23 protein-coding genes and 1 riboswitch are annotated in these 25,907 nt (G+C 62.2%); of the genes, 16 read left to right on the top strand and 7 right to left on the bottom strand.

Features of this window, described 5'->3' with window-relative positions; translation table 11 throughout:
• Positions 1-53 precede the first annotated feature (53 nt).
• A riboswitch (TPP riboswitch) is annotated at positions 54-158 on the top strand.
• A 163-nt stretch (positions 159-321) separates the two neighbouring features.
• Positions 322-2,211, top strand: a complete 1,890-nt coding sequence (gene thiC, locus ACSSVC_RS06490) for a phosphomethylpyrimidine synthase ThiC (protein ID WP_011058911.1) — start codon at positions 322-324, stop codon at positions 2,209-2,211.
• A 114-nt stretch (positions 2,212-2,325) separates the two neighbouring features.
• Entirely contained in the window at positions 2,326-3,612 is a 1,287-nt protein-coding gene (gene cytX / locus ACSSVC_RS06495) for a putative hydroxymethylpyrimidine transporter CytX (protein WP_492612090.1), read from the top strand.
• Here cytX and ACSSVC_RS06500 read toward each other — a convergent pair.
• Positions 3,584-4,327, bottom strand: a complete 744-nt coding sequence (locus tag ACSSVC_RS06500; protein WP_346634541.1) for an RsiV family protein — start codon at positions 4,325-4,327, stop codon at positions 3,584-3,586. The two genes, cytX and ACSSVC_RS06500, sit on opposite strands and share 29 nt — an antisense overlap.
• Positions 4,328-4,551: 224 nt before the next feature.
• On the opposite strand from ACSSVC_RS06500, the gene ACSSVC_RS06505 reads away from it, so the two are divergent.
• The 9 genes from ACSSVC_RS06505 to ACSSVC_RS06545 all read left to right on the top strand — a co-directional run bounded on the left by ACSSVC_RS06505 (position 4,552) and on the right by ACSSVC_RS06545 (position 13,807).
• Entirely contained in the window at positions 4,552-5,169 is a 618-nt protein-coding gene (locus ACSSVC_RS06505) for an NUDIX domain-containing protein (protein ID WP_492612091.1), read from the top strand.
• Entirely contained in the window at positions 5,160-5,612 is a 453-nt protein-coding gene (locus tag ACSSVC_RS06510; RefSeq protein WP_346634543.1) for a DUF1249 domain-containing protein, read from the top strand. Before ACSSVC_RS06505 ends, ACSSVC_RS06510 begins: the two co-directional genes overlap by 10 nt.
• Before the next feature lie 99 nt (positions 5,613-5,711).
• Positions 5,712-6,527 carry a 3',5'-cyclic-AMP phosphodiesterase gene (cpdA, locus tag ACSSVC_RS06515; RefSeq protein WP_346634544.1) on the top strand — a complete coding sequence of 272 codons (816 nt, stop codon included), beginning with the start codon at positions 5,712-5,714 and terminating at the stop codon, positions 6,525-6,527.
• 67 nt (positions 6,528-6,594) lie between these two features.
• Entirely contained in the window at positions 6,595-7,203 is a 609-nt protein-coding gene (locus ACSSVC_RS06520; protein ID WP_102862890.1) for a YqiA/YcfP family alpha/beta fold hydrolase, read from the top strand.
• Between the two features lie 43 nt (positions 7,204-7,246).
• Positions 7,247-9,151 carry a DNA topoisomerase IV subunit B gene (parE, locus tag ACSSVC_RS06525; RefSeq protein ID WP_123723378.1) on the top strand — a complete coding sequence of 635 codons (1,905 nt, stop codon included), beginning with the start codon at positions 7,247-7,249 and terminating at the stop codon, positions 9,149-9,151.
• A complete protein-coding gene (locus ACSSVC_RS06530) occupies positions 9,151-10,134 on the top strand; it encodes an esterase-like activity of phytase family protein (RefSeq protein ID WP_492612092.1) in 984 nt (327 codons plus the stop codon). The genes parE and ACSSVC_RS06530 overlap by 1 nt, the downstream gene beginning before the upstream one ends.
• Positions 10,131-10,652, top strand: coding sequence for a retropepsin-like aspartic protease family protein (locus ACSSVC_RS06535; protein ID WP_102862893.1), 522 nt, complete (start codon positions 10,131-10,133; stop codon positions 10,650-10,652). Before ACSSVC_RS06530 ends, ACSSVC_RS06535 begins: the two co-directional genes overlap by 4 nt.
• Positions 10,653-10,659: 7 nt before the next feature.
• Positions 10,660-12,918 (top strand): DNA topoisomerase IV subunit A, encoded by a 2,259-nt coding sequence (gene parC, locus ACSSVC_RS06540; protein ID WP_346634546.1) that lies wholly within the window; start codon positions 10,660-10,662, stop codon positions 12,916-12,918.
• A gap of 178 nt (positions 12,919-13,096) precedes the next feature.
• Entirely contained in the window at positions 13,097-13,807 is a 711-nt protein-coding gene (locus ACSSVC_RS06545) for a PqiC family protein (RefSeq protein WP_123723382.1), read from the top strand.
• Positions 13,808-14,025: 218 nt separating this feature from the next.
• Here the strand turns inward: ACSSVC_RS06545 and ACSSVC_RS06550 are convergent, their stop codons facing one another.
• Complete coding sequence (locus tag ACSSVC_RS06550; protein WP_346634547.1) at positions 14,026-15,552, bottom strand: AhpA/YtjB family protein; 1,527 nt, start codon at positions 15,550-15,552, stop codon at positions 14,026-14,028.
• 133 nt (positions 15,553-15,685) lie between these two features.
• Between ACSSVC_RS06550 and serB the strand changes: the two genes are divergently transcribed.
• A complete protein-coding gene (gene serB / locus ACSSVC_RS06555; RefSeq protein ID WP_346634548.1) occupies positions 15,686-16,900 on the top strand; it encodes a phosphoserine phosphatase SerB in 1,215 nt (404 codons plus the stop codon).
• Positions 16,901-16,973: 73 nt separating this feature from the next.
• Here serB and asd read toward each other — a convergent pair whose 3' ends face one another.
• From asd to ACSSVC_RS06570, 3 genes are read right to left on the bottom strand one after another with little or no spacing between them, the layout of a single operon-like run.
• The gene (gene asd / locus ACSSVC_RS06560) at positions 16,974-17,834 is read right to left on the bottom strand and encodes an archaetidylserine decarboxylase (protein ID WP_492612093.1); all 861 of its coding nucleotides are present in this window, start codon (positions 17,832-17,834) and stop codon (positions 16,974-16,976) included.
• Positions 17,835-17,852: 18 nt separating this feature from the next.
• Entirely contained in the window at positions 17,853-18,668 is an 816-nt protein-coding gene (gene rhdA, locus ACSSVC_RS06565) for a thiosulfate sulfurtransferase (protein ID WP_346634550.1), read from the bottom strand.
• Between the two features lie 43 nt (positions 18,669-18,711).
• On the bottom strand, positions 18,712-20,250 hold the full coding sequence (locus ACSSVC_RS06570; protein WP_446439508.1) for an HDOD domain-containing protein: 1,539 nt from the start codon (positions 20,248-20,250) through the stop codon (positions 18,712-18,714).
• 166 nt (positions 20,251-20,416) lie between these two features.
• Here ACSSVC_RS06570 and motA point away from each other — a divergent pair, with 166 nt between their 5' ends.
• Both motA and motB read left to right on the top strand, forming a co-directional pair.
• A complete protein-coding gene (gene motA / locus ACSSVC_RS06575; protein ID WP_011058928.1) occupies positions 20,417-21,268 on the top strand; it encodes a flagellar motor stator protein MotA in 852 nt (283 codons plus the stop codon).
• Positions 21,269-21,271: 3 nt separating this feature from the next.
• A complete protein-coding gene (gene motB / locus ACSSVC_RS06580; RefSeq protein WP_346634552.1) occupies positions 21,272-22,378 on the top strand; it encodes a flagellar motor protein MotB in 1,107 nt (368 codons plus the stop codon).
• 52 nt (positions 22,379-22,430) lie between these two features.
• Here motB and rsgA read toward each other — a convergent pair whose 3' ends face one another.
• Complete coding sequence (gene rsgA / locus ACSSVC_RS06585; RefSeq protein ID WP_123723390.1) at positions 22,431-23,462, bottom strand: small ribosomal subunit biogenesis GTPase RsgA; 1,032 nt, start codon at positions 23,460-23,462, stop codon at positions 22,431-22,433.
• 109 nt (positions 23,463-23,571) lie between these two features.
• Here rsgA and orn point away from each other — a divergent pair, with 109 nt between their 5' ends.
• Both orn and ACSSVC_RS06595 read left to right on the top strand, forming a co-directional pair.
• Positions 23,572-24,114, top strand: coding sequence for an oligoribonuclease (orn, locus tag ACSSVC_RS06590; protein ID WP_011058931.1), 543 nt, complete (start codon positions 23,572-23,574; stop codon positions 24,112-24,114).
• Positions 24,115-24,230: 116 nt separating this feature from the next.
• The gene (locus ACSSVC_RS06595; protein WP_177330307.1) at positions 24,231-24,845 is read left to right on the top strand and encodes a trimeric intracellular cation channel family protein; all 615 of its coding nucleotides are present in this window, start codon (positions 24,231-24,233) and stop codon (positions 24,843-24,845) included.
• Here ACSSVC_RS06595 and queG read toward each other — a convergent pair.
• Complete coding sequence (gene queG, locus ACSSVC_RS06600) at positions 24,827-25,906, bottom strand: tRNA epoxyqueuosine(34) reductase QueG (protein WP_346634554.1); 1,080 nt, start codon at positions 25,904-25,906, stop codon at positions 24,827-24,829. The genes ACSSVC_RS06595 and queG overlap by 19 nt on opposite strands.
• Position 25,907 lies beyond the last annotated feature (1 nt).

The raw sequence follows: 25,907 nt of genomic DNA on the forward strand, positions 1-25,907 counted from the left end.
CCTGCTTATTGCACGGGGGTTGGCGTTCTGTCCCGGCTTTGTCTAGACTGGCCCGGTTCTTGTCGGGGTGCCTTGCTGTGAGGCTGAGATCGGATAATCCGGATCCCGTTGAACCTGATCAGGTTAGCGCCTGCGTAGGGAACAAGATTTCTCGTCACCCGGCGAGTCCTCTTGTGCTTCGTCCGGGATGTTGTTCGACAATCGAACACCCCTCGAGTACCAAGCACTGCACTCACTAGTTGCTTAGACAGGGTGCGTCCGTCCGTTACAGGTTCGCTCCGACAAAATTCCACTGCCTGGATGCTGTCTGGAGAGCCCGTGATGACGACAAAACTAAAAAACGCTAGCAACCTCAGTGAGTCGGCCCAAGTCGACCAACAATCGGTTCAGCCCTTTACCCGCTCGCAAAAAGTCTATGTCCAGGGTTCCCGCCCGGACATCCGCGTGCCCATGCGCGAAATTACCCTGGACGTGACCCCCACCGATTTCGGCGGCGAGATCAACGCGCCGGTTACTGTGTACGACACCTCCGGTCCCTACACTGATCCCAATGTGGTGATCGACGTGCGCAAGGGCCTGGGCGATGTGCGTTCGGCGTGGATCGAGGACCGTGGCGACACCGAGCGCCTGGCGGGCCTGAGCTCCAACTTCGGCCAGCAGCGCCTGGCGGACCCGGAGCTGACCAAGCTGCGTTTTGCCCACGTCAACAACCCGCGCCGGGCCAAGGCCGGGGCCAACGTCAGCCAGATGCACTACGCGCGCAAAGGCATCATCACCGCCGAGATGGAATACGTCGCCATCCGCGAAAACATGAAGCTGCAGGAGGCCCGCGCCGCCGGCCTGCTGAAGCAGCAACACGCCGGTCACAGCTTCGGCGCCAGCATTCCGAAAGAAATCACCCCAGAGTTCGTCCGCGAAGAAATCGCCCGCGGCCGCGCCATCATCCCGGCCAACATCAACCATGTTGAGCTGGAGCCGATGATCATCGGCCGCAACTTCCTGGTGAAGATCAACGGCAACATCGGCAACAGCGCCCTGGGTTCCTCCATTGAGGAAGAAGTGGCGAAACTGACCTGGGGCATCCGTTGGGGTTCGGACACGGTGATGGACCTGTCCACCGGCAAGCACATCCATGAAACCCGCGAGTGGATCATCCGTAACTCGCCGGTGCCGATTGGTACCGTGCCGATCTACCAGGCCTTGGAAAAGGTCAACGGCGTGGCCGAGGACCTGACCTGGGAGCTGTTCCGCGACACCCTGATCGAGCAGGCTGAGCAGGGCGTGGACTATTTCACCATCCACGCCGGCGTGTTGCTGCGCTATGTGCCGCTGACCGCCAAGCGCGTGACCGGCATCGTTTCCCGGGGCGGTTCGATCATGGCCAAGTGGTGCCTGGCGCACCACAAAGAGAACTTCCTCTACACCCACTTCGACGAAATCTGCGAAATCATGAAGGCCTACGACGTCAGCTTCTCCCTGGGGGATGGTCTGCGTCCGGGGTCGATTGCCGACGCCAACGACGAAGCCCAGTTCGGTGAGCTGGAGACCCTCGGCGAGCTGACCAAGATCGCCTGGAAGCACGACGTGCAGTGCATGATCGAAGGCCCTGGCCACGTGCCGATGCAGTTGATCAAGGAGAACATGGACAAGCAGCTGGAGTGCTGCGACGAAGCACCGTTCTACACCCTGGGTCCGCTGACCACCGACATCGCTCCGGGCTACGACCACATCACCTCCGGCATCGGCGCGGCGATGATCGGCTGGTTCGGCTGCGCCATGCTCTGCTACGTCACGCCCAAGGAACACCTGGGCTTGCCGAACAAGGATGACGTGAAGACCGGGATCATCACCTACAAGATCGCCGCCCATGCGGCCGACCTTGCCAAAGGTCATCCTGGCGCGCAGATCCGCGACAACGCCCTGTCCAAGGCGCGTTTCGAGTTCCGCTGGGAAGACCAGTTCAACCTGGGCCTGGACCCGGACACCGCCCGTTCCTACCACGACGAAACCCTGCCCAAGGACTCGGCCAAGGTGGCGCATTTCTGCTCCATGTGCGGGCCGAAGTTCTGCTCGATGAAGATCACCCAGGAGGTTCGTGAGTACGCGGCCAACCAGCGCATCGAAGCGGTGGACGTGGACGTCGCCAAGGGACTGGCCGAGCAGGCCGAGCGCTTCAAGCAGGAAGGCAGCCAGCTGTACAAGAAAGTCTGACCCCCCCTCTGTAGGAGCGGGCTTGCCCGCGAACCAGGCGCCGCGCTCTCAACGAGGTGGCGCTTTCGCCGGCAAGCCGGCTCCTACAGACCCTATTCCTTCGAGATAACAACCTTGAGCAGTCCAAGTACCTACTCTCCCAATCTCGCGGTGCCGGCCGACAAGCGTGTGTTTGGCGCCCGCGATCTGTTTTCCCTGTGGTTCTCCCTGGGCATTGGCCTGATGGTGCTGCAGACCGGTGCGCTGCTGGCGCCGGGCCTGGGGTTGTCCCACTCTTTATTGGCGATTTTCCTTGGCACCGCAGTGGGCGTCCTGCTCCTGGCGGCGGTGGGGGTGATCGGCAGTGACACCGGCCTGTCGTCCATGTCCGCGCTCAAACTGAGCCTGGGGCGGCGCGGCGCGAGCTTGCCGGCGGTGCTGAACCTGCTGCAATTGGTGGGCTGGGGCTCGTTCGAGATCATCGTCATGCGCGATGCCGCCAGCCTCCTGGGTGCCCGTGCTTTCAGTGAGGGCAGCCTCTGGACCAGTCCCTTGCTCTGGACCCTGTTTTTCGGCGCCTTGGCCACCTTGCTGGCGGTCAGTGGTCCCTTGATCTTCGTCCGTCAGATCCTGCGCAAGTGGGGCATCTGGCTGTTGCTGGCGGCCTGTCTGTGGCTGACCTGGAACCTGTTCGCCCGGGCCGACCTGGCGGCGCTCTGGGCTCAGGCGGGTGACGGCTCCATGCCGTTCGCTGTGGGCTTCGACATCGCCATTGCCATGCCCTTGTCCTGGTTGCCGTTGATCGCGGATTACTCGCGTTTCGGCAAGCGCGCCAAGAGCGTGTTCGGCGGCACCGCCCTGGGGTTCTTCATCGGCAATTTCTGGCTGATGAGCCTGGGCGTCGCTTACACCCTGGCGTTCGCTCCCAGCGGTGAAGTGAATGCACTGTTGCTGGCGTTGGCGGGAGCCGGCCTGGGGATTCCGCTGTTGTTGATCCTGCTGGACGAATCGGAAAACGCCTTTGCCGACATCCACTCGGCGGCGGTCTCCAGCGGCATTCTGCTGCGCCTTAAAGTCGAGCACCTGGCCCTGGCCATCGGCGTGCTCTGCACCCTGATCGCGTGTCTGGCGCCATTGGCCCAGTACCAGAATTTCCTGCTGTTGATCGGCTCGGTATTTGCGCCGTTGTTTGGCGTGGTGCTGGTGGATCACTTCATCCTGCGTCGCCGCAGCGGGCAGATCCCGGAGTCAGCCCTGCGCTGGACGGCGTTGCTGGCCTGGTTGGGTGGGGTGAGCACCTATCACGTGCTGGCCAATCTGTACCCGGATGTCGGTGCAACCCTGCCGTCGTTGGTGCTGGCAGGGCTGCTGCAGTGGCTGCTGGGGCGGGCGTTCAGTTCCCGGGAAACAGCTCGGGCTTGAGTACGCCCTTGAGGCGGTCGTAGGGAATCTGCAATTCGATATGGCCCAGGACCGAGGGCGCGATGGTGGTGACGTCGTACTTGAGGGTCACGGCTTTCTGGGTCAGGGCGACATTCGGGGTTTTCTGGAACGGCCAGGTCTTCACGAATTCGGCTTCGCGATCCAGGTGGGTGCTGATCAGCCAGTTGTTGTGGGCAACCCGCGCAGCCTTCCAGAACATGTCTTCCTGGCCGGGCAGGAGCATGTCCGCCAGGTTCAGGGACTTGTGCTGCTGACGCGAGTAGTTGACGAAGCCCCGTCCCGGAGTGCCATTGGCGGCGCCGGTGTCCAGGTAACTGGCCAGCTCGATGATCACCAGGCCGTCATGCTGCTCGCGTACCTTGGATTGCAAGTACATGCCGTGGCGGTCCGCTGCGCTGCGCAGGAACTGTTCGCGGTAGGCGCTGAGGCTGGCCGGCAATGGTGCGTCGGGGCTGGTGCGGGTCATTTGCAGCAAGCGTTTTTCAACGATGGCATCCAGTTGCGGCTCGGCGGGAAAGTGCACGGTGTCGAGGTTGACCAGTGGGCAGTCGGCGCCGCTGCAGCCGGGCTTGAGTTGCTCGGACTTCTCGCGCTTGGTTTCCAGTGGGGTGTTGTAGCTTGGCTGAAACAGGCTTTGGCACGCGCCCAGGGTCAGGGCGATACAGGCCACGGAGGCGATTTTGACAAGCGACATGGGCGTCCTTCATAAACCAGGGGGAGGCAAAAGTTACCGGCTTCGACTGTCTGCGAGGCAGTCGGTTCGCCACTAAGCTCAATAGAGGCAATTAGAGTAGGTTTAGCCCCTCGCCGTCTATCCCGCTGAGGGCAAAGGGGCTGCATCGGCAGCCGCGAGCGCGTTAGGATGGCGCGAAGTCGAGGGGGATCCTCGGGTCGAACACGCTGTACACGAGGATTGTTATGACTGACTTTGCCAACTCCACGCCCAGTGCCGTTGAGATCATCCGGCGTGAAAACTGCTTCCAGGGGTTCTACCGGCTCGATCGCTTGCAACTGCGCCACGAGCTGTTCGCCGGTGGCATGGGGCGGGAAATCAATCGTGAGGTCGTTGTCCGTCACGATGCGGTCTGCGTACTGCCGTACGATCCGCAACGCGATGAAGTGGTGCTGATCGAACAGTTCCGCGTCGGTGCCATGGGCAAGACCGCTACGCCCTGGCTGGTAGAACTGGTGGCCGGACTGATCGACAAGGACGAGCAGCCGGAACAGGTTGCTCGGCGTGAAGCACAGGAGGAAGCTGGCCTGAACATTTGCGCGCTGTGGCCGATGACCCAGTATTTTCCGTCGCCGGGGGGCAGCACCGAGTTCGTCCACCTGTTCCTGGGTCGTTGCGACAGCAGCGCTGCCGGCGGGCTGCATGGGCTGGAAGAAGAGGCGGAAGATATCCGGGTTTCGGTGATGGCCTACGAGGATGCCTTGCAGGCCATGCGTGACGGGCGGATCTGCAATGCCGCCAGCATCATTGCCTTGCAGTGGCTGGCGCTCAATCGCGCTGAAGTGAGGGGGTTATGGTTGTAAACAAGGCTCGCGACCGCTATCGGGTTGATCTCGCGGGGCTGCAAGCTTCCTGCGAGGCCAACTACGCTCGGCTGATGCGCTTGTTGCCCGACATGCGCAACCAGCCTGTGGCGCGGCGCATTGCCGTGACCCAGGGTGATCAGATGCTCGGCGTACTGGCTCTGGAAGTGGTGCTGGCCTGCCCCTACACCACCACCTTGCAGGTGCGTCAGGAGCACAGCTTGCCGTGGCTGCCGGTGCCGCAACTGGAAGTGCAGGTCTATCACGATGCACGCATGGCGGAAGTCATCAGTGCCGAGCATGCCCGGCGTTTTCGCAGCATCTATCCCTATCCCAATGCCTTCATGCATCAGCCGGATGAAAAGGCTCAGTTGAATGTCTTTCTTGGGGAGTGGCTGAGCCATTGCCTGGCCTGTGGTCACGAGTTCGAAGCCGTGCGCTAGATGTGAACTGGGTCCGTTTCCCAGGTTTCCTCTTTTCCATTTCCCCCAGCATAATTGCCACCTTCATCATGCTTTGTGCCCTTGCTCCGGGAGAACGCCGTGCCAAGCGTATCCGCACTGACTGCCGACGATTCCGTACTGTTGGTGCAACTGTCTGACAGCCACCTGTTTGCCGACACTGACGGCACCTTGCTGGGCATGAACACCGCCGACAGTCTGCAGCGGGTTATCGAGCAGGTGCTGGCGCAGCAGCCGCGGATCGACCTGATACTGGCCACGGGCGATCTGTCCCAGGACGGCACCCTGGAGTCCTATCAGCGCTTTCGTCAGTTGACCCGGCAGATTCCGGCACCGGGCCGCTGGCTGCCGGGCAACCATGACGAGCCGCAGATCATGCAACTGGCGACGCGGGACAGTGACTTACTGGAGCCGGTAGTGGATATCGGCAACTGGCGCATCACCCTGCTGGACTCAGCGGTGCCTGGCTCGGTGCCGGGTTATCTGCAGGATGACCAACTGCAATTGCTGGCCCGCTCCCTGAGCGAGGCTCCGGAACGCCATCACCTGATCTGTCTGCACCATCACCCGGTATCCATCGACTGCGCCTGGATGGAGCCCATTGGCCTGCGCAACGCCGAGGCGCTGTTCGCCGTGCTCGACGCTTTCCCTCAGGTCCGTGCCTTGCTCTGGGGGCATGTGCACCAGGAGATCGACCGCCAGCGCGGCGCCGTGCGGCTATTGGCCTCACCCTCGACCTGCATCCAGTTCGAGCCCGGCAGCGACGACTTCAAGGTCGAGGAGCAGGTGCCGGGCTATCGCTGGCTGCGGCTGTGGCCCGATGGACGGTTGCAAACCGGAGTGGAGCGGGTCCTGGGCTACGAATTCACCATCGATTACGGCAGCAACGGCTACTGAAGCGGCTTCGTAACCTGCCTTCATCCCTGTAAACTGCGGCTTTTGCCCAGGTACACAGGGAGTTCGCATGTCCGGTTCGATCCTTTATATCCACGGCTTCAACAGTGCTCCCGCGTCGACCAAGGCCTCCCAGTTGCGGCGCGTCATGGAGCAGTTGGGGCTGGCTGAACAATTGCGGGTGCCGGCCCTGCATCATCATCCGCGACAGGCCATTGGCCAGCTGGAGCAGGCGATTGCCGAACTCGGTCGACCATTGCTGGTCGGCAGCTCGCTCGGCGGCTACTATGCGACTCACCTTGCCGAGCGCTACGGGCTCAAAGCCCTGCTGATCAACCCTGCTGTCAGCCCGCACCGGATGTTCGACGGTTATCTGGGCACGCAGAAAAACCTGTATACCGATGAAACCTGGGAGCTGACCCATGACCATGTGGCGGCTCTGGCAGCGCTGGAAGTAGCGCCGCCCCAGGACCCACAGCGTTATCAGGTGTGGTTGCAGACCGGGGACGAGACGCTGGACTATCGCAGCGCCGAGCGCTATTACCGTGCCTGTGCCTTGCGCATCCAGGCCGGCGGCGATCATAGTTTCCAAGGTTTTGCCGGACAATTGCCGGCGATGTTGAATTTTGCCGGCATCACTGCCGATCAGTACCAGGCGATCGACTTCACTGCACTGTGAAAGCCTCGCCCCATATTCATTGAACGACTAACGACGAGAACCCATGGCCACTCCCAGCGCTAGCTCTTATAACGCAGACGCCATCGAAGTCCTCTCGGGACTCGACCCGGTGCGCAAACGCCCGGGCATGTACACCGACACCACGCGGCCCAACCATTTGGCCCAGGAAGTCATCGACAACAGCGTCGACGAAGCCCTGGCCGGCCATGCGAAGTCGATACAGGTCATCCTGCATGCCGACCACTCCCTGGAAGTCTCCGACGACGGCCGCGGCATGCCCGTGGACATCCACCCGGAAGAAGGCGTGTCCGGGATCGAGCTGATCCTCACCAAGCTCCATGCGGGCGGCAAGTTTTCCAACAAGAACTACCAGTTCTCCGGCGGTCTGCACGGGGTAGGTATTTCCGTGGTCAACGCCTTGTCGAACCAGGTGCGGGTGCGGGTCAAGCGCGACGGCAACGAATACCAGATGACTTTCGCCGACGGCTACAAGGCCACCGAGCTGGAAGTGGTCGGCACCGTGGGCAAGCGCAACACCGGTACCAGCGTGTACTTTGCCCCGGACCCGAAATACTTCGATTCGCCGAAATTCTCCGTCAGCCGCCTCAAGCATGTGCTCAAGGCCAAGGCTGTATTGTGCCCAGGGCTGTTGGTGAGCTTCGAGGACAAGTCCAGCGGCGAAAAGGTCGAATGGCATTACGAAGACGGCCTGCGCTCCTATCTGGTGGATGCGGTCAGCGAGTTCGAACGCCTACCGGACGAGCCGTTCTGCGGCAGCCTCGCGGGTAACAAGGAAGCGGTGGACTGGGCCCTGCTGTGGCTACCGGAAGGTGGCGACAGTGTTCAGGAAAGCTACGTCAACCTGATCCCCACGGCCCAAGGCGGTACCCACGTCAATGGTTTGCGCCAGGGTTTGCTGGATGCCATGCGTGAGTTCTGCGAATTCCGCAACCTACTGCCCCGTGGTCTGAAGCTGGCTCCGGAAGATGTCTGGGAGCGGATTGCCTTCGTCCTGTCGATGAAGATGCAAGACGCGCAGTTCTCCGGCCAGACCAAAGAGCGTTTGTCGTCCCGTGAGGCGGCGGCTTTCGTTTCCGGTGTGGTCAAGGACGCCTTCAGCCTGTGGCTCAATGCCAATCCCGAGCTGGGCATGCAACTGGCTGAACTGGCCATCAGCAACGCCGGTCGCCGCTTGAAGGCCAGCAAGAAGGTCGAGCGCAAGCGCATTACCCAAGGCCCGGCACTGCCCGGCAAGCTGGCGGACTGCGCGGGCCAGGACCCGATGCGTTCCGAACTGTTCCTGGTGGAGGGTGACTCCGCCGGTGGTTCGGCCAAGCAAGCACGGGACAAGGAGTTCCAGGCGATCCTGCCGCTGCGGGGCAAGATCCTCAACACCTGGGAAGTGGACGGCAGCGAAGTCCTGGCCAGCCAGGAAGTGCACAACATCGCCGTGGCCATTGGCGTCGATCCGGGCGCCGAGGACATGAGCCAGCTGCGCTACGGCAAGATCTGCATCCTCGCCGACGCCGACTCCGACGGCCTGCACATTGCCACCTTGCTCTGTGCCTTGTTCGTCCAGCATTTCCGCCCCTTGGTGAATGCCGGTCACGTCTATGTGGCCATGCCGCCGCTGTACCGCATCGACCTGGGCAAGGAAATCTACTACGCCCTGGACGACGCCGAGCGTGATGGCATTCTCGACCGCCTGGTGGCCGAGAAGAAACGCGGCAAGCCCCAGGTCACTCGATTCAAAGGCCTGGGCGAAATGAACCCGCCGCAACTGCGCGAGACCACCATGGACCCGAACACTCGGCGCCTCGTGCAGTTGACCTTGGAAGACGTCGAGGCGACTTCGGAAATGATGGACATGCTGCTGGCGAAAAAACGCGCTGGCGACCGCAAGACCTGGCTGGAGTCCAAAGGCAACCTGGCCGAGGTGCTGGCCTGATGCACAGAGGTTTTGCCTTGGCCCTAGCGCTATTGGCAACCTCGGTGGTGGCCGCGCCAGTGCCCGAACTGACCTTGTTGTCCGAGCATCCTGTTGAAGGCATGCGCGGTGGCAATCTGTCCGGGCTGGCACTCTGTGGCGAGGATTTGTGGACGGTTTCCGACCGCGATGACGATCAAATCTACAAGCTCGATACCCGCGACAGCGTCTGGCAGGCCGAGACCGTCAAGCTGGAGGTGCCTGCAGTACCCGACACCGGCTTGCCCTGGGGCTTGAAGTCGCGAACTTGGGCGGCGTCCTTCGTGCGTGGCGGCGACCTGGATTTCGAAGGCATCTCCTGCGATGCAGCCGGCAACAAATATGTGGTCAGCGAAGCGCATGCGACGGTGCTGCAAGTGCCGGTGCAAGGCGCACCGGCCTGGTTGAAGATCTCCCCGATCATGGTCCGTGAGGCTCGGGCCAGTGGCATGCTCCTGCATTTCAACGCCTTGTTCGAAGGCCTGGCGGTGAACCCCGCCGGCGACCGGATTTGGCTGGCGGCGGAGCGTGAGCGGCGCGGGTTGTTGTTGATCAAGCGCGGGCAGACCACCTGGGACTGTGACGGTGGTTGCGTGCTACTCAGTGAGGCCGGCTCGGAAATGCAGCCGGAGCAGGTGCCCAACGCCAAGGCGGTGTCCCGGGATTTTGCCGACCTGTCGCTGTTCGACGGCAAGCTGTTCACCCTGGAGCGCAACGCCTATCAGATCTGTCGCCGGGATGCGCAGACCGCCAAGGTCGAGCAGTGTTGGTCCTATGCCGCCGGGGCGCTGGTGGAACATCGACGTTATCCACAGCCCTATGGGCTGGCGGAAGCCTTGGTGGTGGACGCCAAGGGTGCCTGGGTCGGTGTGGACAACAACAACGGAGCCCGCGCCGATGGCGAGGCCCGTCCGATCGTCTGGCGTTTTGCCGCGCCTGAAGGTGGTTGGAGTAGCAAGTCATGAGCCAGCAACCGGGCAAGAGTGCCGGGCGTGTGATGCTGATCATGGCCTGGGCCGCGGCGCTGTTCCTGGCCACGCGGTTCTTCGCCGATTGGGAGGCCCGTCAGGAAAACCCGAACACGGTCGTCAGTTCGCAACAACATGAGGGTTACATCGAAGTGAAACTGGTCGGCAACGGCCAGGGGCATTTCGTCGCCAGCGGCCATATCAACGGGCAGCCGGTGCAATTCATGCTCGATACCGGCGCCACCGAGGTGTCGATTCCTTCTGGGCTGGCCGAGCGCCTGGGCCTGGAACGCGGGGTGCCGGTCACCCTGAGCACGGCCAATGGGCGCAGCGAGGGTTACCGGACCCGCATCGAGCGTTTGCAACTGGGGGATATCGTTCTCCAGGACGTCAGGGCCCTGGTGGCCCCGGGGCTCGATGGCGATCAGATTTTGCTGGGCATGAGCGCTTTGAAGAAACTTGAATTTACTCAGCGCGGCGGCACCATGCTGCTGCGCCAGACAACGAACCAATGAGGCCCGCATGAGCGACTCCCTTGATCTCAGCCTGGATGGCGTAGAACGCCGGTCACTGGCTGACTTCACCGAAAGTGCCTACCTCAACTACTCCATGTACGTGATCATGGACCGTGCTTTGCCGCATATCGGCGACGGCCTGAAACCGGTACAGCGGCGTATCGTCTACGCCATGAGTGAGCTGGGGCTGGATGCCGATTCCAAGCACAAGAAATCCGCGCGTACCGTGGGTGATGTGCTCGGCAAGTTCCACCCCCACGGGGACTCCGCCTGCTACGAAGCCATGGTGCTGATGGCGCAGCCGTTCAGCTATCGCTACACACTGGTGGACGGCCAGGGCAACTGGGGTGCGCCGGACGATCCCAAGTCCTTCGCGGCCATGCGTTATACCGAGGCGCGTCTGTCGCGCTATTCCGAAGTGCTGCTCAGCGAGCTGGGCCAGGGCACCGCGGATTGGGGGCCGAACTTCGACGGCACGCTCCAGGAACCCCTGGTGTTGCCGGCCCGTTTGCCGAATATCCTGCTCAATGGCACCACTGGTATTGCCGTGGGCATGGCCACCGACGTACCGCCCCATAACCTGCGGGAAGTGGCTTCGGCCTGTGTGCGTCTGCTGGACGAGCCCAAGGCCACGGTGGAACAGCTCTGCGAACACATCCAGGGTCCGGACTACCCCACCGAAGCGGAAATCATCACCCCGCGCGCCGACCTGCTGAAAATCTATGAAACCGGCCGTGGCTCGGTGCGCATGCGCGCCGTGTATCGCGTCGAAGATGGCGACATCATCGTCACCGCGTTGCCGCACCAGGTCTCCGGGGCCAAGGTGCTGGAGCAGATTGCCGCACAGATGCAGGCCAAGAAGCTGCCGATGGTGGCCGACCTGCGTGACGAGTCGGACCATGAGAACCCTTGCCGCATCGTGATCATCCCGCGCTCCAACCGGGTCGATCCCGAGGAGCTGATGCAGCATTTGTTTGCCACCACCGAGTTGGAGTCGACCTACCGGGTCAACATCAACATCATCGGTCTGGACGGCAAGCCGCAGTTGAAGAACCTGCGGGCGTTGTTGGTGGAATGGCTGGAGTTCCGAGTTGCCACCGTGCGCCGGCGTCTGCAGTTCCGCCTGGACAAGGTCGAGCGTCGCCTGCACCTGTTGGATGGTTTGCTGATCGCTTACCTCAACCTGGATGAAGTGATCCACATCATCCGTACCGAGGAGCATCCGCGGGCCAAGCTGATCGAGCGTTTCGCCCTCAGCGAAATCCAGGCCGACTATATCCTTGACACCCGTCTGCGGCAGTTGGCGCGTCTGGAAGAGATGAAGCTGCGGGCCGAGCAGGATGAATTGCTCAAGGAGCAGGCCAAGCTGCAAGCCCTGCTCAACAGCGAGACAAAGCTGAAGAAGCTGGTGCGTACCGAGTTGTTGCAAGACGCAGAAACCTACGGCGACGACCGTCGCTCCCCGATCGTCGCCCGCGCGGAAGCCAAGGCACTGTCGGAAAACGAGCTGATGCCAACCGAGCCGGTGACCATCGTTCTGTCGGAAAAAGGCTGGGTTCGCTGTGCCAAGGGGCATGATATTGACGCCACTGGTTTGTCCTACAAGGCAGGTGACGGCTACAAGACCGCTGCTGCGGGGCGTTCCAATCAGTTTGCGGTGTTCATCGACTCCACCGGCCGCAGTTACTCGGTGGCGGCCCATACGTTGCCATCGGCCCGTGGTCAGGGCGAGCCGTTGACCGGTCGTCTGACGCCGCCACCAGGGGCGACATTCGAGTGCGTACTGCTGCCCGATGACGATGCCTTGTATGTGATCGCTTCCGACGCGGGCTATGGCTTCGTGGTCAAGGGCGAAGATCTGCAGGCCAAGAACAAGGCGGGCAAGGCGCTGCTGAGCCTGCCGAACAACGCCAAGGTCCTAGCGCCACGGCCGGTGGCCGACCGCGAGCAGAACTGGCTGGCCTCGGTGACCACTGAGGGTCGTCTGCTGGTGTTCAAGATCAGCGATCTGCCGCAGTTGGGCAAAGGCAAGGGCAACAAGATCATCGGCATTCCCGGTGAGCGCGTGGCCAGCCGCGAAGAGTACGTCACCGACATCGCGGTACTGCCGGATGGCGCGACCCTGGTGTTGCAGGCGGGCAAGCGCACCTTGTCGTTGAAGGCCGATGACCTTGAACACTACAAGGGCGAGCGCGGACGTCGCGGCAACAAACTGCCTCGCGGTTTCCAGCGGGTCGATGCGTTGTTGGTAGAGCCTCTCAGTTAAGGGCGGGCTAGAGCGTTCGATCTGGGATTTAAGCGCCAGATCGACGCTAGAACACTGGAGTCACGGCGCATATTCACGGATGATATGCGCTTTCAAACGCTGGCGTGGCCGGGCGTTATTCAATTTTTTTGAGTATTTACACTGTGGCCAGCCTTGTGGCCGCCACTTGGATGGGATGATGACTGCTCTGCGCCTTCCTCTTGTTTTCTTGCTCGCGGGCGTTCTTGGCCTGGCGGGTTGCAGCGTTCACCAGCCGGTGTCGCTGTATCAGCTGGACAGCGGAAGTCCAGCCCAGCCGGCCAGTGCCGGCATGTCGGTATTGTTGGGGCCGGTGTTGATCGCCGACTACCTGCAACGTGAAACACTCCTGCAACGCCAGGACGATGGCAGCCTGCAAGCCTCCACCGATGGTCGTTGGGCCGGCAGCCTGTCTTCGGACATCGACCAGTTGCTGCTGCGCCAGGTGGCCGGTCATCTGGACAGCCAGCGCGTGGTACTGGCTCCGGCGACCAGCGGCTTCACTCCGGATGTGCAGGTGTTGCTGTCGATCACCCGGCTGGACTCCGGCAAGTCGCAACCCGCGGTGCTGGATGCGCAGTGGCGCCTGATCGATCGTCGTGGTCAGGTGCGGGACAACCGTATTGTTCACCTGCAGGAGCAGCACGCAGGGACCACGGCTTCCCAGGTCCAGGCTCAGGGCGTGCTGTTGCAGCGTCTGGCCGAGCAACTGTCGGGCGCTCTCAAGCCCCTGGCCAATCAGCCGGCCGTGGCGGAAGTGCCACGCAAGGCAACACCGGCGCCAGCGCCCAAGCCTGTCGAGCACGAGAAACAGCCGAAGATTCCGATGGCCACGCCGATCCGTACGGATATGGAAGTGTTCAGGTTCTGAGGTGAATGGCTGCAAGACAAGGCCCGCCCATTGGCGGGCCTTGTTGTTTCTGCCGTGGGGTGGATGTGTAGCCGATAGTGTTCGCTGGCAAGCCAGCTCCTACGGAGTTTGCGGGGCTGTTGTAGGCGCTGGCTTGCCAGCGAAGGGCAGAACGCCGCCCGCCAGTCGGGCACAAAAAAGCCCGCACTGAGCGGGCTTTTTCTTGCACGGTTTCGGCCTTACAGCTTGGCCCGTGTCTCATGCATGCGCGCCAGTTGCCGTTCCAGCATCGACGGATAAGGCTCCATCAATCGCTCCACGCAGCAAGCCCCTTCCGGGCTGGCGATTGGGCGAATACGTGCTCGCTGACGAATCAGCGCGTCGTCATTGATCTTGCGCTCCACCAGCAGCAGGTTGCGGCTGTGCTGGGACAGTGCCAGGGCATCCTGGGCGGTCTCGGTCAGCAGCAGATCGATCTGGCTGAGGCCGAACAGCTCCTCGCCCAGCGTCAGGCCCAATTGCAGTTGCAAGGTGATGCCGCTGTCCGCCACTTCGATCTGCAGGGCATGGCCCAGGGCGCGCAACAACTCGCCGCAGCAGATGGCGTTGGTGAGGTAATCGTCGCCGCTGTCTTCGCTATGGAACAACATCAGCGTGCTGCCGTCGTTCAGGGTGTGCAGTTCGCTCTGGTACAGCGAGGCCGCCTGGTCGAGGCAATCGCGATAGCGCTCCAGCAGTTCCATCAGGCGTGCGCGGGGCAGGCGGCGCAGCTGTTCCTGGGCTCCCAGCTGCACGGCGAGTACTGCGCTGTGCTGAGGCTGGCTCGGGACCTGGGGCTGCAGCGCAGGTTTGGGGGCGGGAGTCGACGAGTGATCACGCAGGTCGGCGAACGGATCTTCTTCGTCCAGTTCGTCTTCCTCGGCGCTGACCAGATGCCGTGGCGCAGGCTTCAGGCCGGCGACCGGGGCGCTTTCGTCAAAGCTTGGGTCACGCAGGTTGCGTACTTCGAACGCGGCTTCGTGTTCCTCGTCATCCTGCTCTTCGAGTTCTGGCTGCGGCTCTGGCTCGGGCTTTTCCGGTACCAGGCGAGCGTGCAGCTGACGCGCCAGATCGCCGATCTCGTCCTGGCGCTGGGTCGCTGGGGTGTGTTCATCCAGATCCCGCAGCCAGACCCGCAGTTGCAGCAGCGGGGTGGAGATGTGGCGCCCCAGGCGCAGGCTCAGGGCCAGAGCCAGAGCCAGCAGGATGGCGCCGAGAATGCCCATGCTCTGCAGGCTGATGGTCATCGGCTGCTGGAACTGCGCCATGTCCAGGCTGATCCGCAGGTTGCCGGCGGTCACATCCTGGAAGGTGATCTTGGTCTGGTACACACCTTCGGTTTCACCCAGCAGGCTGCTCTTGGGCCGCTGACCGGCTTCGGCGAGGATACGGTTGTCGACGCTGTAGATCGCCGCATGGGCCACCAGCGGGTTTTTGGTCAGGTTGTTGAGCAGGACATTGAGGCTGAGGATGTCATTGGACACCAGCAGCTCGGTGGCCGAGGTAGCGGTCTGGGTGGTCAGGCTCTGACCCAGGGCGTCGGCTTGTTCGTGCATGGCTTGCTTGAACTGCAGGCCCATCACGCCGGCATAGATCACCAGGGCCAGGGCGACCAGGATCACGTTATGGCTGGCAATGCGCAATGCAATCGGCACACGGCGGTGGCGCAGTGCACGGAAGATCAGCAGGAAGAAGTTATCGGTTTTAACTGGCGTGGGCCGGTTCACTGAGCTCGGCTCTTTTGTCCGTGAAGTTGACGCGCAGTATAGCGACAGGCCCTAGACCGGCAAAGCGCTGGCTGTGCCCGATGGTCACCGAAAGTGGGTAGAATGCGCTTTTTTTCCACCTCGGGGGTGCGCCTTGCGCGAAATTGTCCTGATAAACATCACCGGCGAAGATCGTCCCGGTCTGACTGCGGCCATTACGGGTGTTCTGGCCCAGGGTGGTGTGAACATTCTCGACATCGGTCAGGCGGTGATTCACGACACCTTGTCGTTCGGCATCCTGGTTGAAATTCCCAGCAACGAGCAGAGTTCGTCGGTGCTCAAGGACATTCTGTTCACCGCCTACAAGCTCGACCAGCAGGTGCGTTTCACACCGGTGTCCGAGGACGATTACCAGCAGTGGGTCGCCGGGCAAGGCAAGCAGCGCCATATCGTCACCCTGCTGACGCGCAAGGTCACCGCCGAGCAGTTGCAGCGGGTGAGCTCGATCACCGCCAAGTACGGCTTGAACATCGACCATATCGATCGGCTGTCCGGGCGCATGCCCTTGGATATGCCAGCGGATCAGGGCAAGGGTTGCATCGAGTTCTCGGTGCGTGGCGAGGCCGCCGATCCGCAAGCCCTGCGCGCCGAGTTCCTTAGTGTGGCCCAGGAGCTGAACGTCGATATCGCCTTCCAGGAAGATTCGCTGTTTCGCCGCAACCGGCGCTTGGCGGTGTTCGATATGGACTCGACCCTGATCGAGGCCGAAGTCATCGACGAACTGGCCAAGGCGGCTGGGGTGGGTGAGCGGGTGGCAGAAATCACCGAGCGGGCCATGGCCGGCGAGCTGGATTTCCGTGCCAGCTTCAAGGAGCGCCTGGCCTTGCTCAAGGGCCTGGACGTCAGCGTGCTGGACTCCATCGGCGCTTCCCTGCGCCTGACCGAGGGTGCTGAAACCCTGTTCGCCGAGCTTAAGCGCCTGGGTTACAAGACCGCGATTCTCTCTGGTGGCTTCACCTATTTCGCCAAGCAGTTGCAAGCCAAGCTGGGTATCGACTACGTGTTCGCCAACGAACTCGAGGTGGTGGACGGTAAGGTTACCGGCGTCGCCATCGAGCCGATTGTCGACGCTCAGCGCAAAGCCGATCTGCTGCGCGAGCTGGCCCACAAGGAAGGCCTGCGTCTGGAGCAGACCATCGCTGTGGGTGACGGCGCCAACGACTTGCCGATGCTGGGAATTGCCGGCTTGGGCGTGGCCTTCCGTGCCAAGCCGCTGGTCAAGCAATCGGCCAAGCAGGCGATCTCGACCCTGGGCCTGGATGGCGTGCTTTATCTGCTGGGCTTCCGCGATCGCGACGGGCAGCTCTGAGTCGCCGGGAAAAATCCCCGCCGATAAAAAACGCCGCTGATCAGCGGCGTTTTTTGTGTCCGGCATTCAGGCCTCAAGCCTTGGGCAGACCCAGACCCTGGCCCATACGCACTGACGAACCGGCGGCCAGTTCTTCAGCCCACTGCACCTGATCCGGGCCAAACAGCACGATTGCCGTGGAGCCCAGTTTGAAGCGACCCATCTCTGCGCCTTTTTCCAGATGGATCGGGGCACGGGCCGCTTCGTCGTAGCGAACGGTCTTGAGCTCGCGCTTGGGCGGCGTTACCAGGCCGGCCCAGACGGTTTCGATCGAAGCGACAATCATTGCGCCGACCAGTACCAGCGCCATCGGGCCGCGCTCGGTGTCGAAAATGCACACCACGCGCTCGTTGCGGGCGAACAGTTCCGGGACGTTCTCGGCGGTGGTCTGGTTGACCGAGAAGATCCGTCCAGGCACGTAGACCATTTCCCGTAGGGTGCCGGCCAGGGGCATGTGCACCCGGTGGTAATCCTTGGGCGACAGGTAGACGGTGGCGAAGTCGCCGCCCATGAAAGGCGCGGCCAGGGCCGGATCGCCACCCAGCAGTTCCAGTACGCTGTAGCTGTGGCCCTTGGCCTGGAATACCCGGCCGTGCTCGATCGGACCCAGTTGGCTGATGGCTCCGTCGGCGGGGCTGAGGATTGCCCCAGGGGTCGGGTCCAGCGGTCGTGCGCCCTCTTTCAGGGCGCGGGTGAAGAAGGCATTGAAATGTTCGTAGGCCGTCACGTCCTCCACTTGGGCTTCGGACATGTTCACTTGGTACTGCTTGGCGAACCAGCTGGTGAACGCATTCTTGAACCAGCGCACGCGGCACTCGGCAATGCAGCCGGCCAGGCGCGACAGCAGGTGATGAGGCAGCAGGTACTGGCTGAGGATGAACAAACGCTTTTTCATTGGGTGTCCTTAAAAACCTTAAATCTCTACGGGCGTATCGGGATGATTGCCCCATTCGCCCCAGGAACCGGCGTAGCCCTTGACCCGCGGGTAGCCCAGCGCCTTGGCCACCAGATAGGTGAAGCCCGAGCGGTGGTGGGTCTGGCAGTGGGTGATCACTTCTTTGTCTTTGCTGATGCCCAGATCCGCGAGGATCTGCGGCATGTCGCGGCGAATGCGCAGATGACGCGCCTGGTCCATGCCGGCGGTCCACTCGAAGTTCACCGCGCCGGGAATGTGTCCGCCCTTGGCGGCCAGGACTTTCTCCCCGGAGTATTCCAACGGTCCGCGGGCGTCCCAGATTGCAAGGTCGGCTGCACCGAGGCGGCTTTGCAGGTATTCGCGGGTGGCGGTGGGTTCGTCATGCAGGGTCAGCGGCACTGGGCGGCCTGCCGCGGCCGGTACTTCGGTGGTCACCGGCAGGCTTTCTGCCAGCCAGGCCGGCAGGCCGCCGTCTAGGTAGTGGTAGCCAGTGTGGCCGATCACGTCCAGCAGCCAGATGAAGCGGCCGGCCCAGCCACCGCCTTCGTCGTCATAGACCACGTAGACCGCGTCAGGGTTGTGTCCGAGTTCGCCGAACAGTGCTTCGAGAGCGGTCTGCGGCGGCAGCAGTCCAGGGGCGGGAGCCTGGCCGAGTTGAGTGCGTTTGGGATCGACGAAGCGCGCCCCGGGAATATGCCCGGTTGCATAGCGGGCAGCGCTGGTCAGGTCGACCAGGATCAGTTCGCGGGCGTCAAGGCGGGCGAGCAAGTCGCTCGGTTCGATGACCAGCGGCAAGCCAGAGAAGTCAGACATGTCAGGTCCCCAGGGCACAAAGGGAAGGATTGTAGCGCAAGCGTCATTGGCTGCGGTTGGTAAAGCTATGCAAGGCTTTTTCGATGCACTGAGCGGTCTTGCCGAACGCCTGGACGCTGATTTCCGAGAACGGAACACCACCCTGATCGGCCACGGCCAGCATCAGTACCCGGCCGTTGCACGACAGGGAGCGCATTAGCAGGTGTTCGCCCCGAAACAACTGGCGCAAGGAAGTTGGCAGGTGGGCGGAAAACTGCCCATTGTTGACCGGTGTCAGACGCACCTGGGCAGACTTTTCCAGCAGGCGTTGCAGCACCGTGCTCTGCTTGGCCTGCAGTGTCAGCCCTGCTGTTTCCTGGGGCAGACCATACAGTTGCTGCACCCGCAGGTGGCTCTGGCTGCGGTCGACCATCAGTAGCAGCACTCGATGCATGCCGCAGGCCACCAGGGCATCTCGGGCAAAGCCGGTGAGGTGCACGGCATTGGTGAAGGGGCTGGGCTCCAGTAGAAGTTCGCCGCAGAGCTTGCGCCATTTGGCCAGCTCCTCGGCTGTCGGAGCCGGTGCCGGCTGTTCACCGTTGTGCAGGCGCCGCACATCCCAGGGCCAGATCAGGGCCTGGGCCGGGTGCCAGAGATCGGGCTGGCTGTCATTGCGGGCGCTGGTTGCCGCCTGCTGGTGCAGCTGTTGCTGGACCTGTGCGACCGGCATTTGCAGGTACAGGCCGGTGAGGTTTTGCCAGCGTCGGCCATGAGCGTTGTTCCAGGAGTGCTGCGCCGCCAGGGCCAGGCCGTTGGCCAGCAGGACGCAGTTGGCCGGCTGGTTCAGCCAGCGCTGCAGGTCCGGGTCCGCATCCAGGCGTTGTTGCTGGCGCAGCGGATGTTCGCTGTCGCGGGCGATCAGCATGACCTTGGCCAGTTGATGCTGCTCCTGGGTCAGCAGGCGATAACCCTGCTGCACCCAGATCGGCAGATGCCAGGCATGGACCAGGGCCTGGCACAACTCCATCAGCCGAACGCCGAACAGTTGCATTTCTACCTGGCGAGCCGACTCGTGCTTATAGATGACCCGCAGTTCCCATTCTTCCACGAGCTTGGGGTAGACCAGGGCCATGGCCCACAGTGGCGAGAGAAACAGCAGGCTGCCCCAGTGAATGTCCTGCCACAGTCGTGCCAGGCGCCCGGCGAAAAAACCGTTGGCTTGCTGGGTGGCGTGCTGGCTGATCAGTTGCAACTGACGCAGTGCCTGGGGGATCTGTTGCTCTGGCAGGGTGGGCAGTTGCTCGAGCAGTTCTTCGGTGCGCTTGAGTCCCAGGCGGTTGACCGCGACCTCCAGGTTTTCTGCCGGTTCGCTCATGCTGCCGTGGGAGTGTCGATTGGCTTCGCGGATCACGCTCAAGGCCAGCGCCGGGCTGTTTTGCATCAGTTCGGCAATGTCGCGTAGCGAACTGCGATTGTTGGCGATGGCTTTGCACACTCGATCATGACTGGCTTGCGGCACGGGCAAGCGCACGCCATTGAGGAGCTTTACCCAGGCGTCGAGAGAGGCGGGCGGGGAATGTGGGACGTTGGTTTCATTAGACATGGTCGGGCGCAATCATCGTCTGCTGTGAACACGCCCAGAGCGGGCCAAACTGGCTTTTCGCCTTAACTGGCTATAGTCTGGCGCAGTTTTGCCGATAAGTAGAAGAAGAGTTTTAAGAACTTCCGAATATGACCTTGAACCCGACTCAATAAGTACTCTCCTACCTATGGCTAAAATTATCGGCATCATCGTCGTATTCGCGAGCGTGCTCGGCGGATACGTGCTTTCACACGGCAAAATCGCGGCACTGATCCAGCCCTTCGAGGTTCTGATCATTGGCGGTGCTGCCTTTGGCGCATTCCTCCAGGCCAACCCGGGCTACATGACGATGCACGTCGTCAAGAAATCCCTGGGCATGTTCAGCTCGCGCTTCACCCACACCTTCTATCTGGAAGTGCTGGGTCTGATCTACGAGATCCTCAATAAAAGTCGTCGCGAAGGCATGATGGCCATCGAAGGGGACATCGAGGACGCTGCCGCCAGCCCGATTTTCGCCAAGTATCCGGCAGTGCTCAAAGACGAACGCATGACCGCTTTTGTCTGTGACTACCTGCGCATCATGTCCTCCGGCAACATGGCTCCCCACGAGCTGGAAGGCCTGTTCGACATGGAGCTGTTCAGCCTCAAGGAAGACCTTGAGCATCCTTCTCATGCGGTCAACGGGATTGCCGACGGCATGCCGGGCTTCGGTATCGTTGCGGCGGTACTGGGGATCGTGGTGACTATGGCCTCCCTGGGCGACGGCGACCAGAAGTCCATCGGCCTGCACGTAGGTGCGGCGCTGGTAGGTACCTTCTTCGGTATTCTCGCGGCCTATGGTTTCTTCGGCCCGCTGGCCCATTCCCTGGCCCACGATGCCAAGGAAGAACTGAACGTCTACGAAGCCATCAAGGCGTCCCTGGTAGCTTCGGCTTCCGGCATGCCGCCGTCCCTGGCGGTGGAGTTTGGGCGCAAGGTTCTGTACCCGGCGCACCGTCCTAGCTTCGCCGAGCTGGAACAAGCGGTTCGCGGTCGCTAAGTCATGGAAAATAATCAGCCGATTATCATCAAGCGCGTCAAGCGCTTCGCTGGCGGACATCACGGGGGCGCCTGGAAAATCGCCTTCGCCGACTTCGCCACGGCGATGATGGCGTTCTTCCTGGTGCTGTGGCTCTTGTCCACCGCGACCCCGGAACAGAAGATCGCCATCGCCGGTTACTTCAAGGACCCGATCGGCTTCTCGGAAAGCGGCACGCCCTACATCATCGACCTGGGCGGCTCTCCTGAGCTGGCGCCGGACAACACCCTCAACCCCGAGATCAAGTCCCAGCCGCAGCCGGACAAGGTCACGGTGGATGCCGATCAGGTGGAGGGCATGGCCGAGCAGGTTGAGCGCGAGCGTCTCGAACTGCTGCTGCAAGAGTTGCAGAACAAGGTTGAAGAGAATCCCCAGCTGCAGAAGTTCAAGGATCAGATCCTCTTCGAAATCACTCCGGACGGCTTGCGGATCCAGATCATGGATGCCGAGAACCGGCCGATGTTCGACTCTGGCAGCGCCCGTCTGAAGCCGTATTTCGAAGACATCCTGCTGGCCATGGCCGACACCATCAAGGCGGTGCCGAACAAGATCAGCATCAGCGGCCATACCGATGCCACGCCTTATGCCGGCAGCGGTGAGTTCGGCAACTGGGAACTGTCCGCCAACCGTGCCAACGCTGCGCGTCGGGCTCTGGTGGCTGGCGGTTATCCCGATCCACAAGTGGCGCGGGTGGTGGGCTTTGCCTCCTCGGCGCTGTTCGACCGCAAGAATCCGTTCAACCCGGTCAACCGGCGGATCGACATTGTGGTGCTGACCAAGAAGGCCCAGCGCGCCATTGAAGGCGAGCAGACGGATCCCAACGCTCCAGTGCCCAATCAGGGGAGTGGGGCGCCAGGTGAAGTGCCGGGTGCGGCGGCGGATCCGAATGCCTTGCCGCCGGGCAGCGAGCCATTGCCAGCCCATGAAGTGCGCCAGCGCATGAACATCTTCGAGGATGGTGTATTGAAGATGGATGAGCAGGGATCGGCCGGCCAGGCGCCGGCTCCCAAGCCGGTTGCGCCGGCGTCCCAGCCTGCGACCCCAGCGGCCGCACCGGGAACTGTCAGGTGACACACAACAAGGCCGCGAAGATCGCGGCCTTGTTGTTTCTACGGCGGTGGGTTCAGTAGCTGCTGTCTGGCAGGCTGGCGAGGATCGAACGGTAGCTGTTCATCCGTTGCTGCTGGATGCGCCCGTCTTCCAGAGCCTTGAGCAGTGCACAGCCCGGCTCGCGATCGTGCTTGCAGTCGCGGAAACGGCAGGTGCCCAGCAAGTCGTTGAACTCAATAAAGCCGGCTTCGACATCGGCGCGGCTGACATGCCCCAGGCCGAATTCCCGGATGCCGGGGGAGTCGATCAGTTCACCGCCGCCCGGGAAGTGGAACAGTCGCGCAGTTGTGGTGGTGTGGGTGCCCTGTCCGGAGTATTCCGACAGCGGGCCGACCCGGGTTTCGACTTCCGGCAGCAGGCTATTCACCAAAGATGACTTGCCCACCCCTGATTGCCCCACGAATACGCTGATGCGCCCGTCCAGCAAGCCTTGCAGTTGCTCCATGCCGTCGCCGTGGTGGGCCGAGACTTCCAGCAGCGGATAGCCCAGCTGGCGATAGACCGCCAGCAACGCGTTGAGCGCTGGGGCGTTCTGCTCGTCGATCAGGTCGGCCTTGTTCAGCAGCAGCAACGGCCGGATCCCGGCGTGCTCGGCGGCAACCAGGTAGCGGTCGATAAGATTGGCATGGGGCTCGGGCATGGGGGCAAACACGATCACGATCATGTCGACGTTGGCGGCCACCGGCTTGAGCTGGCCACGGCTGTCCGGTCGGCACAGCTCGGTGCTGCGCGGCAATTGCGCGACGATTACCCCGATGCCTTGATTGCCGGCGCGCCATACCACCTGATCACCGGTCACCAGGGCCGGCAGGTTGGCTCGCAGGTAGCAGCGGAACACTTGGCCGGCCAGCTCGCCTTCCCGGGCCTCGACCTCGACCTGTACGCCGAAGTGAGCAATGACCAGGCCGGTCTGTTCCGGGCCCAAGTCGCCACCCTCTAGCGCCTCTACGGCGGAGGACTCGCGTTTGGCGGCGCGGGCAGCGCGCTCACCTTGAATCTTTTCGATGCGCCAGTTTTGGCGGCGATTGAGCTGGCGTTTGGCCATTGGTGTTCCGTGTCGATAGTTACGGCGGATAGGTAAAACGGCGGCGAGTTTAGCACGCCGGACAGGCCCTCTAGGCTAAACTGCGCAACTACGCCGAGGAGCCCTCCCCATGCAAAACCCGCAGAACCTGATTTGGATCGATCTGGAAATGACCGGTCTGAACCCCGACACCGACGTCATCATCGAGATGGCGACCATTGTCACTGACAGCAATCTGAACACCTTGGCTGAAGGACCGGTCATCGCAATCCACCAGAGCGACGAGATTCTTGCCGGCATGGACGAGTGGAACACTCGCCAGCACGGTGGTTCCGGCCTGACTCAGCGGGTTCGCGAAAGCCGCATCAGCATGGCCGAAGCCGAAGCCCAGACCATTGCCTTTCTGGAGCAGTGGGTACCCAAGGGCAAGTCGCCCATCTGTGGCAACAGCATCTGCCAGGACCGACGCTTCCTCTATCGCCACATGAAGGCCCTGGAAAGTTACTTCCACTACCGCAACCTGGACGTCTCGACCCTCAAGGAACTGGCCGCCCGCTGGGCCCCGGACGTGCGCGACAGCTTCAAGAAAGGCAGCACTCACCTGGCTCTGGACGACATCCGCGAATCCATCGCCGAGCTGCAGCATTACCGCAAGCACTTCATCAAATTCTGACCTGCAGGAGCCGGCTTGCCGGCGAACGGGCGCGCGCTGTTGGCGGCGCCCGTACCCGCCCTCTTTTGGTGCTCGCTTCAACTGAGTAGACTGCGCGCCTTCCTGTAAGGACCGCCATCATGCTGTTGATGCTTTATCTGATCGCCATTACCGCCGAAGCCATGACCGGCGCCTTGTCTGCCGGCCGTCGCGGCATGGACTGGTTCGGCGTGGTGCTGATCGCCTGTGTCACTGCCCTTGGCGGTGGTTCGGTGCGTGATGTGCTGCTGGGCCATTACCCGCTGACGTGGGTCAAGCACCCGGAATACCTGGTGCTGACCTCGGTGGCGGCCCTGGTGACAATCTTTATCGCGCCGCTGATGCGCCATCTGCGTTCGCTGTTTCTGGTGCTCGACGCCGTGGGCCTGGTGGCTTTTACCCTGATCGGTTGCATGACAGCCCTGGAAATGGGGCACGGCATGCTGGTGGCGGCGGTCAGTGGGGTGATCACTGGGGTCTTTGGCGGCATCCTTCGGGATATCTTCTGCAACGACATTCCCTTGATCTTCCGCCGTGAGCTGTACGCCAGCGTGTCCTTCGCAGCGGCCTGGTGCTACATGCTATGCATTTATCTGCAGTTGCCCAGCGAGCAGTCGATCCTGGTCACCCTGTTCGGCGGCTTTCTGTTACGGCTGTTGGCCATCCGCTTTCATTGGGAAATGCCCAAGTTCGTCTACAACGACGAACATTGACGCTTGGCGTGCTGGCTCAGGGCCCACTGCACGTGCTCACGGACCAGTTCAGAGGGGTAGTCCTGGCGCGCCTTCAGGGCTTCAAGTACCGGAATGCTGGAAGGGGCGTTGCCCAGGCCTACCGCCAGGTTGCGTAGCCAGCGCTCATAACCGGCGCGGCGCAGGGGCGAGCCTTCGGTGCTGCTGAGGAATTTGTCCTCGTCCCACATGAACAGTTCTGCCAGTTCGGCATTGTCCAGGTTGTGCCGGGGTTTGAAGTCGCCTTCTCCCGAGGGGCGGGCGAAGCGGTTCCAGGGGCAGACGATCTGGCAGTCATCGCAGCCGAATACCCGATTGCCGATCAGGGGGCGCAGGTCTTCGGGAATGGCGCTTTTCAGTTCGATGGTCAGGTAGGAAATACAGCGCCGGGCATCCAGTACATAGGGGCCGACGAAGGCGTTGGTCGGGCAGATGTCCAGGCAGGCGGTGCAGCGCCCGCAGTGTTCGGTGGCGTGGGGCTCGTCCACTGGCAGAGGCAGGTCGACGAACAGCTCGCTGAGGAAGAAGTAGCTGCCGGCCTTGCGGTTGAGTACCAAGGTGTTCTTGCCGATCCAGCCGAGCCCGGCCTGCTCAGCGATGGCTTTTTCAAGCACCGGCGCGCTGTCGACGAATGCGCGGTAGCCAAAGGGGCCAATGGCTTGCTGGATGCGTTCAGCCAGTTGCTGCACACGCTTGCGGATCAACTTGTGATAGTCGCGGCCCAGGGCGTAGCGCGAGACATACGCCTTGGACGGCTCGGCCAGGCGCTGGGCCATCTGGGTGTCGCCGGGCAGGTAGTCCATGCGCAGCGATACCACCCGCAGCGTGCCGGGCACCAACTGATCAGGATGGGAGCGTTTGCTGCCATGGGCGCCCATGTATTCCATTTCGCCGTGGTAGCCGGCGGCGAGCCAGCGTTCCAGGTGCTGCTCATGCTCGGCCAGGTCCAGGCCGCTGATGCCGACTTGCTGAAAGCCCAGTTCGCGGCCCCAGTCCTTGATCGATTGGGCGAGAGCGGGGAGATCCTGGGTAATAGCGGGCATG

The sequence above is a fragment of the Pseudomonas sp. E1BtOHC1 genome (genome assembly GCF_058744285.1).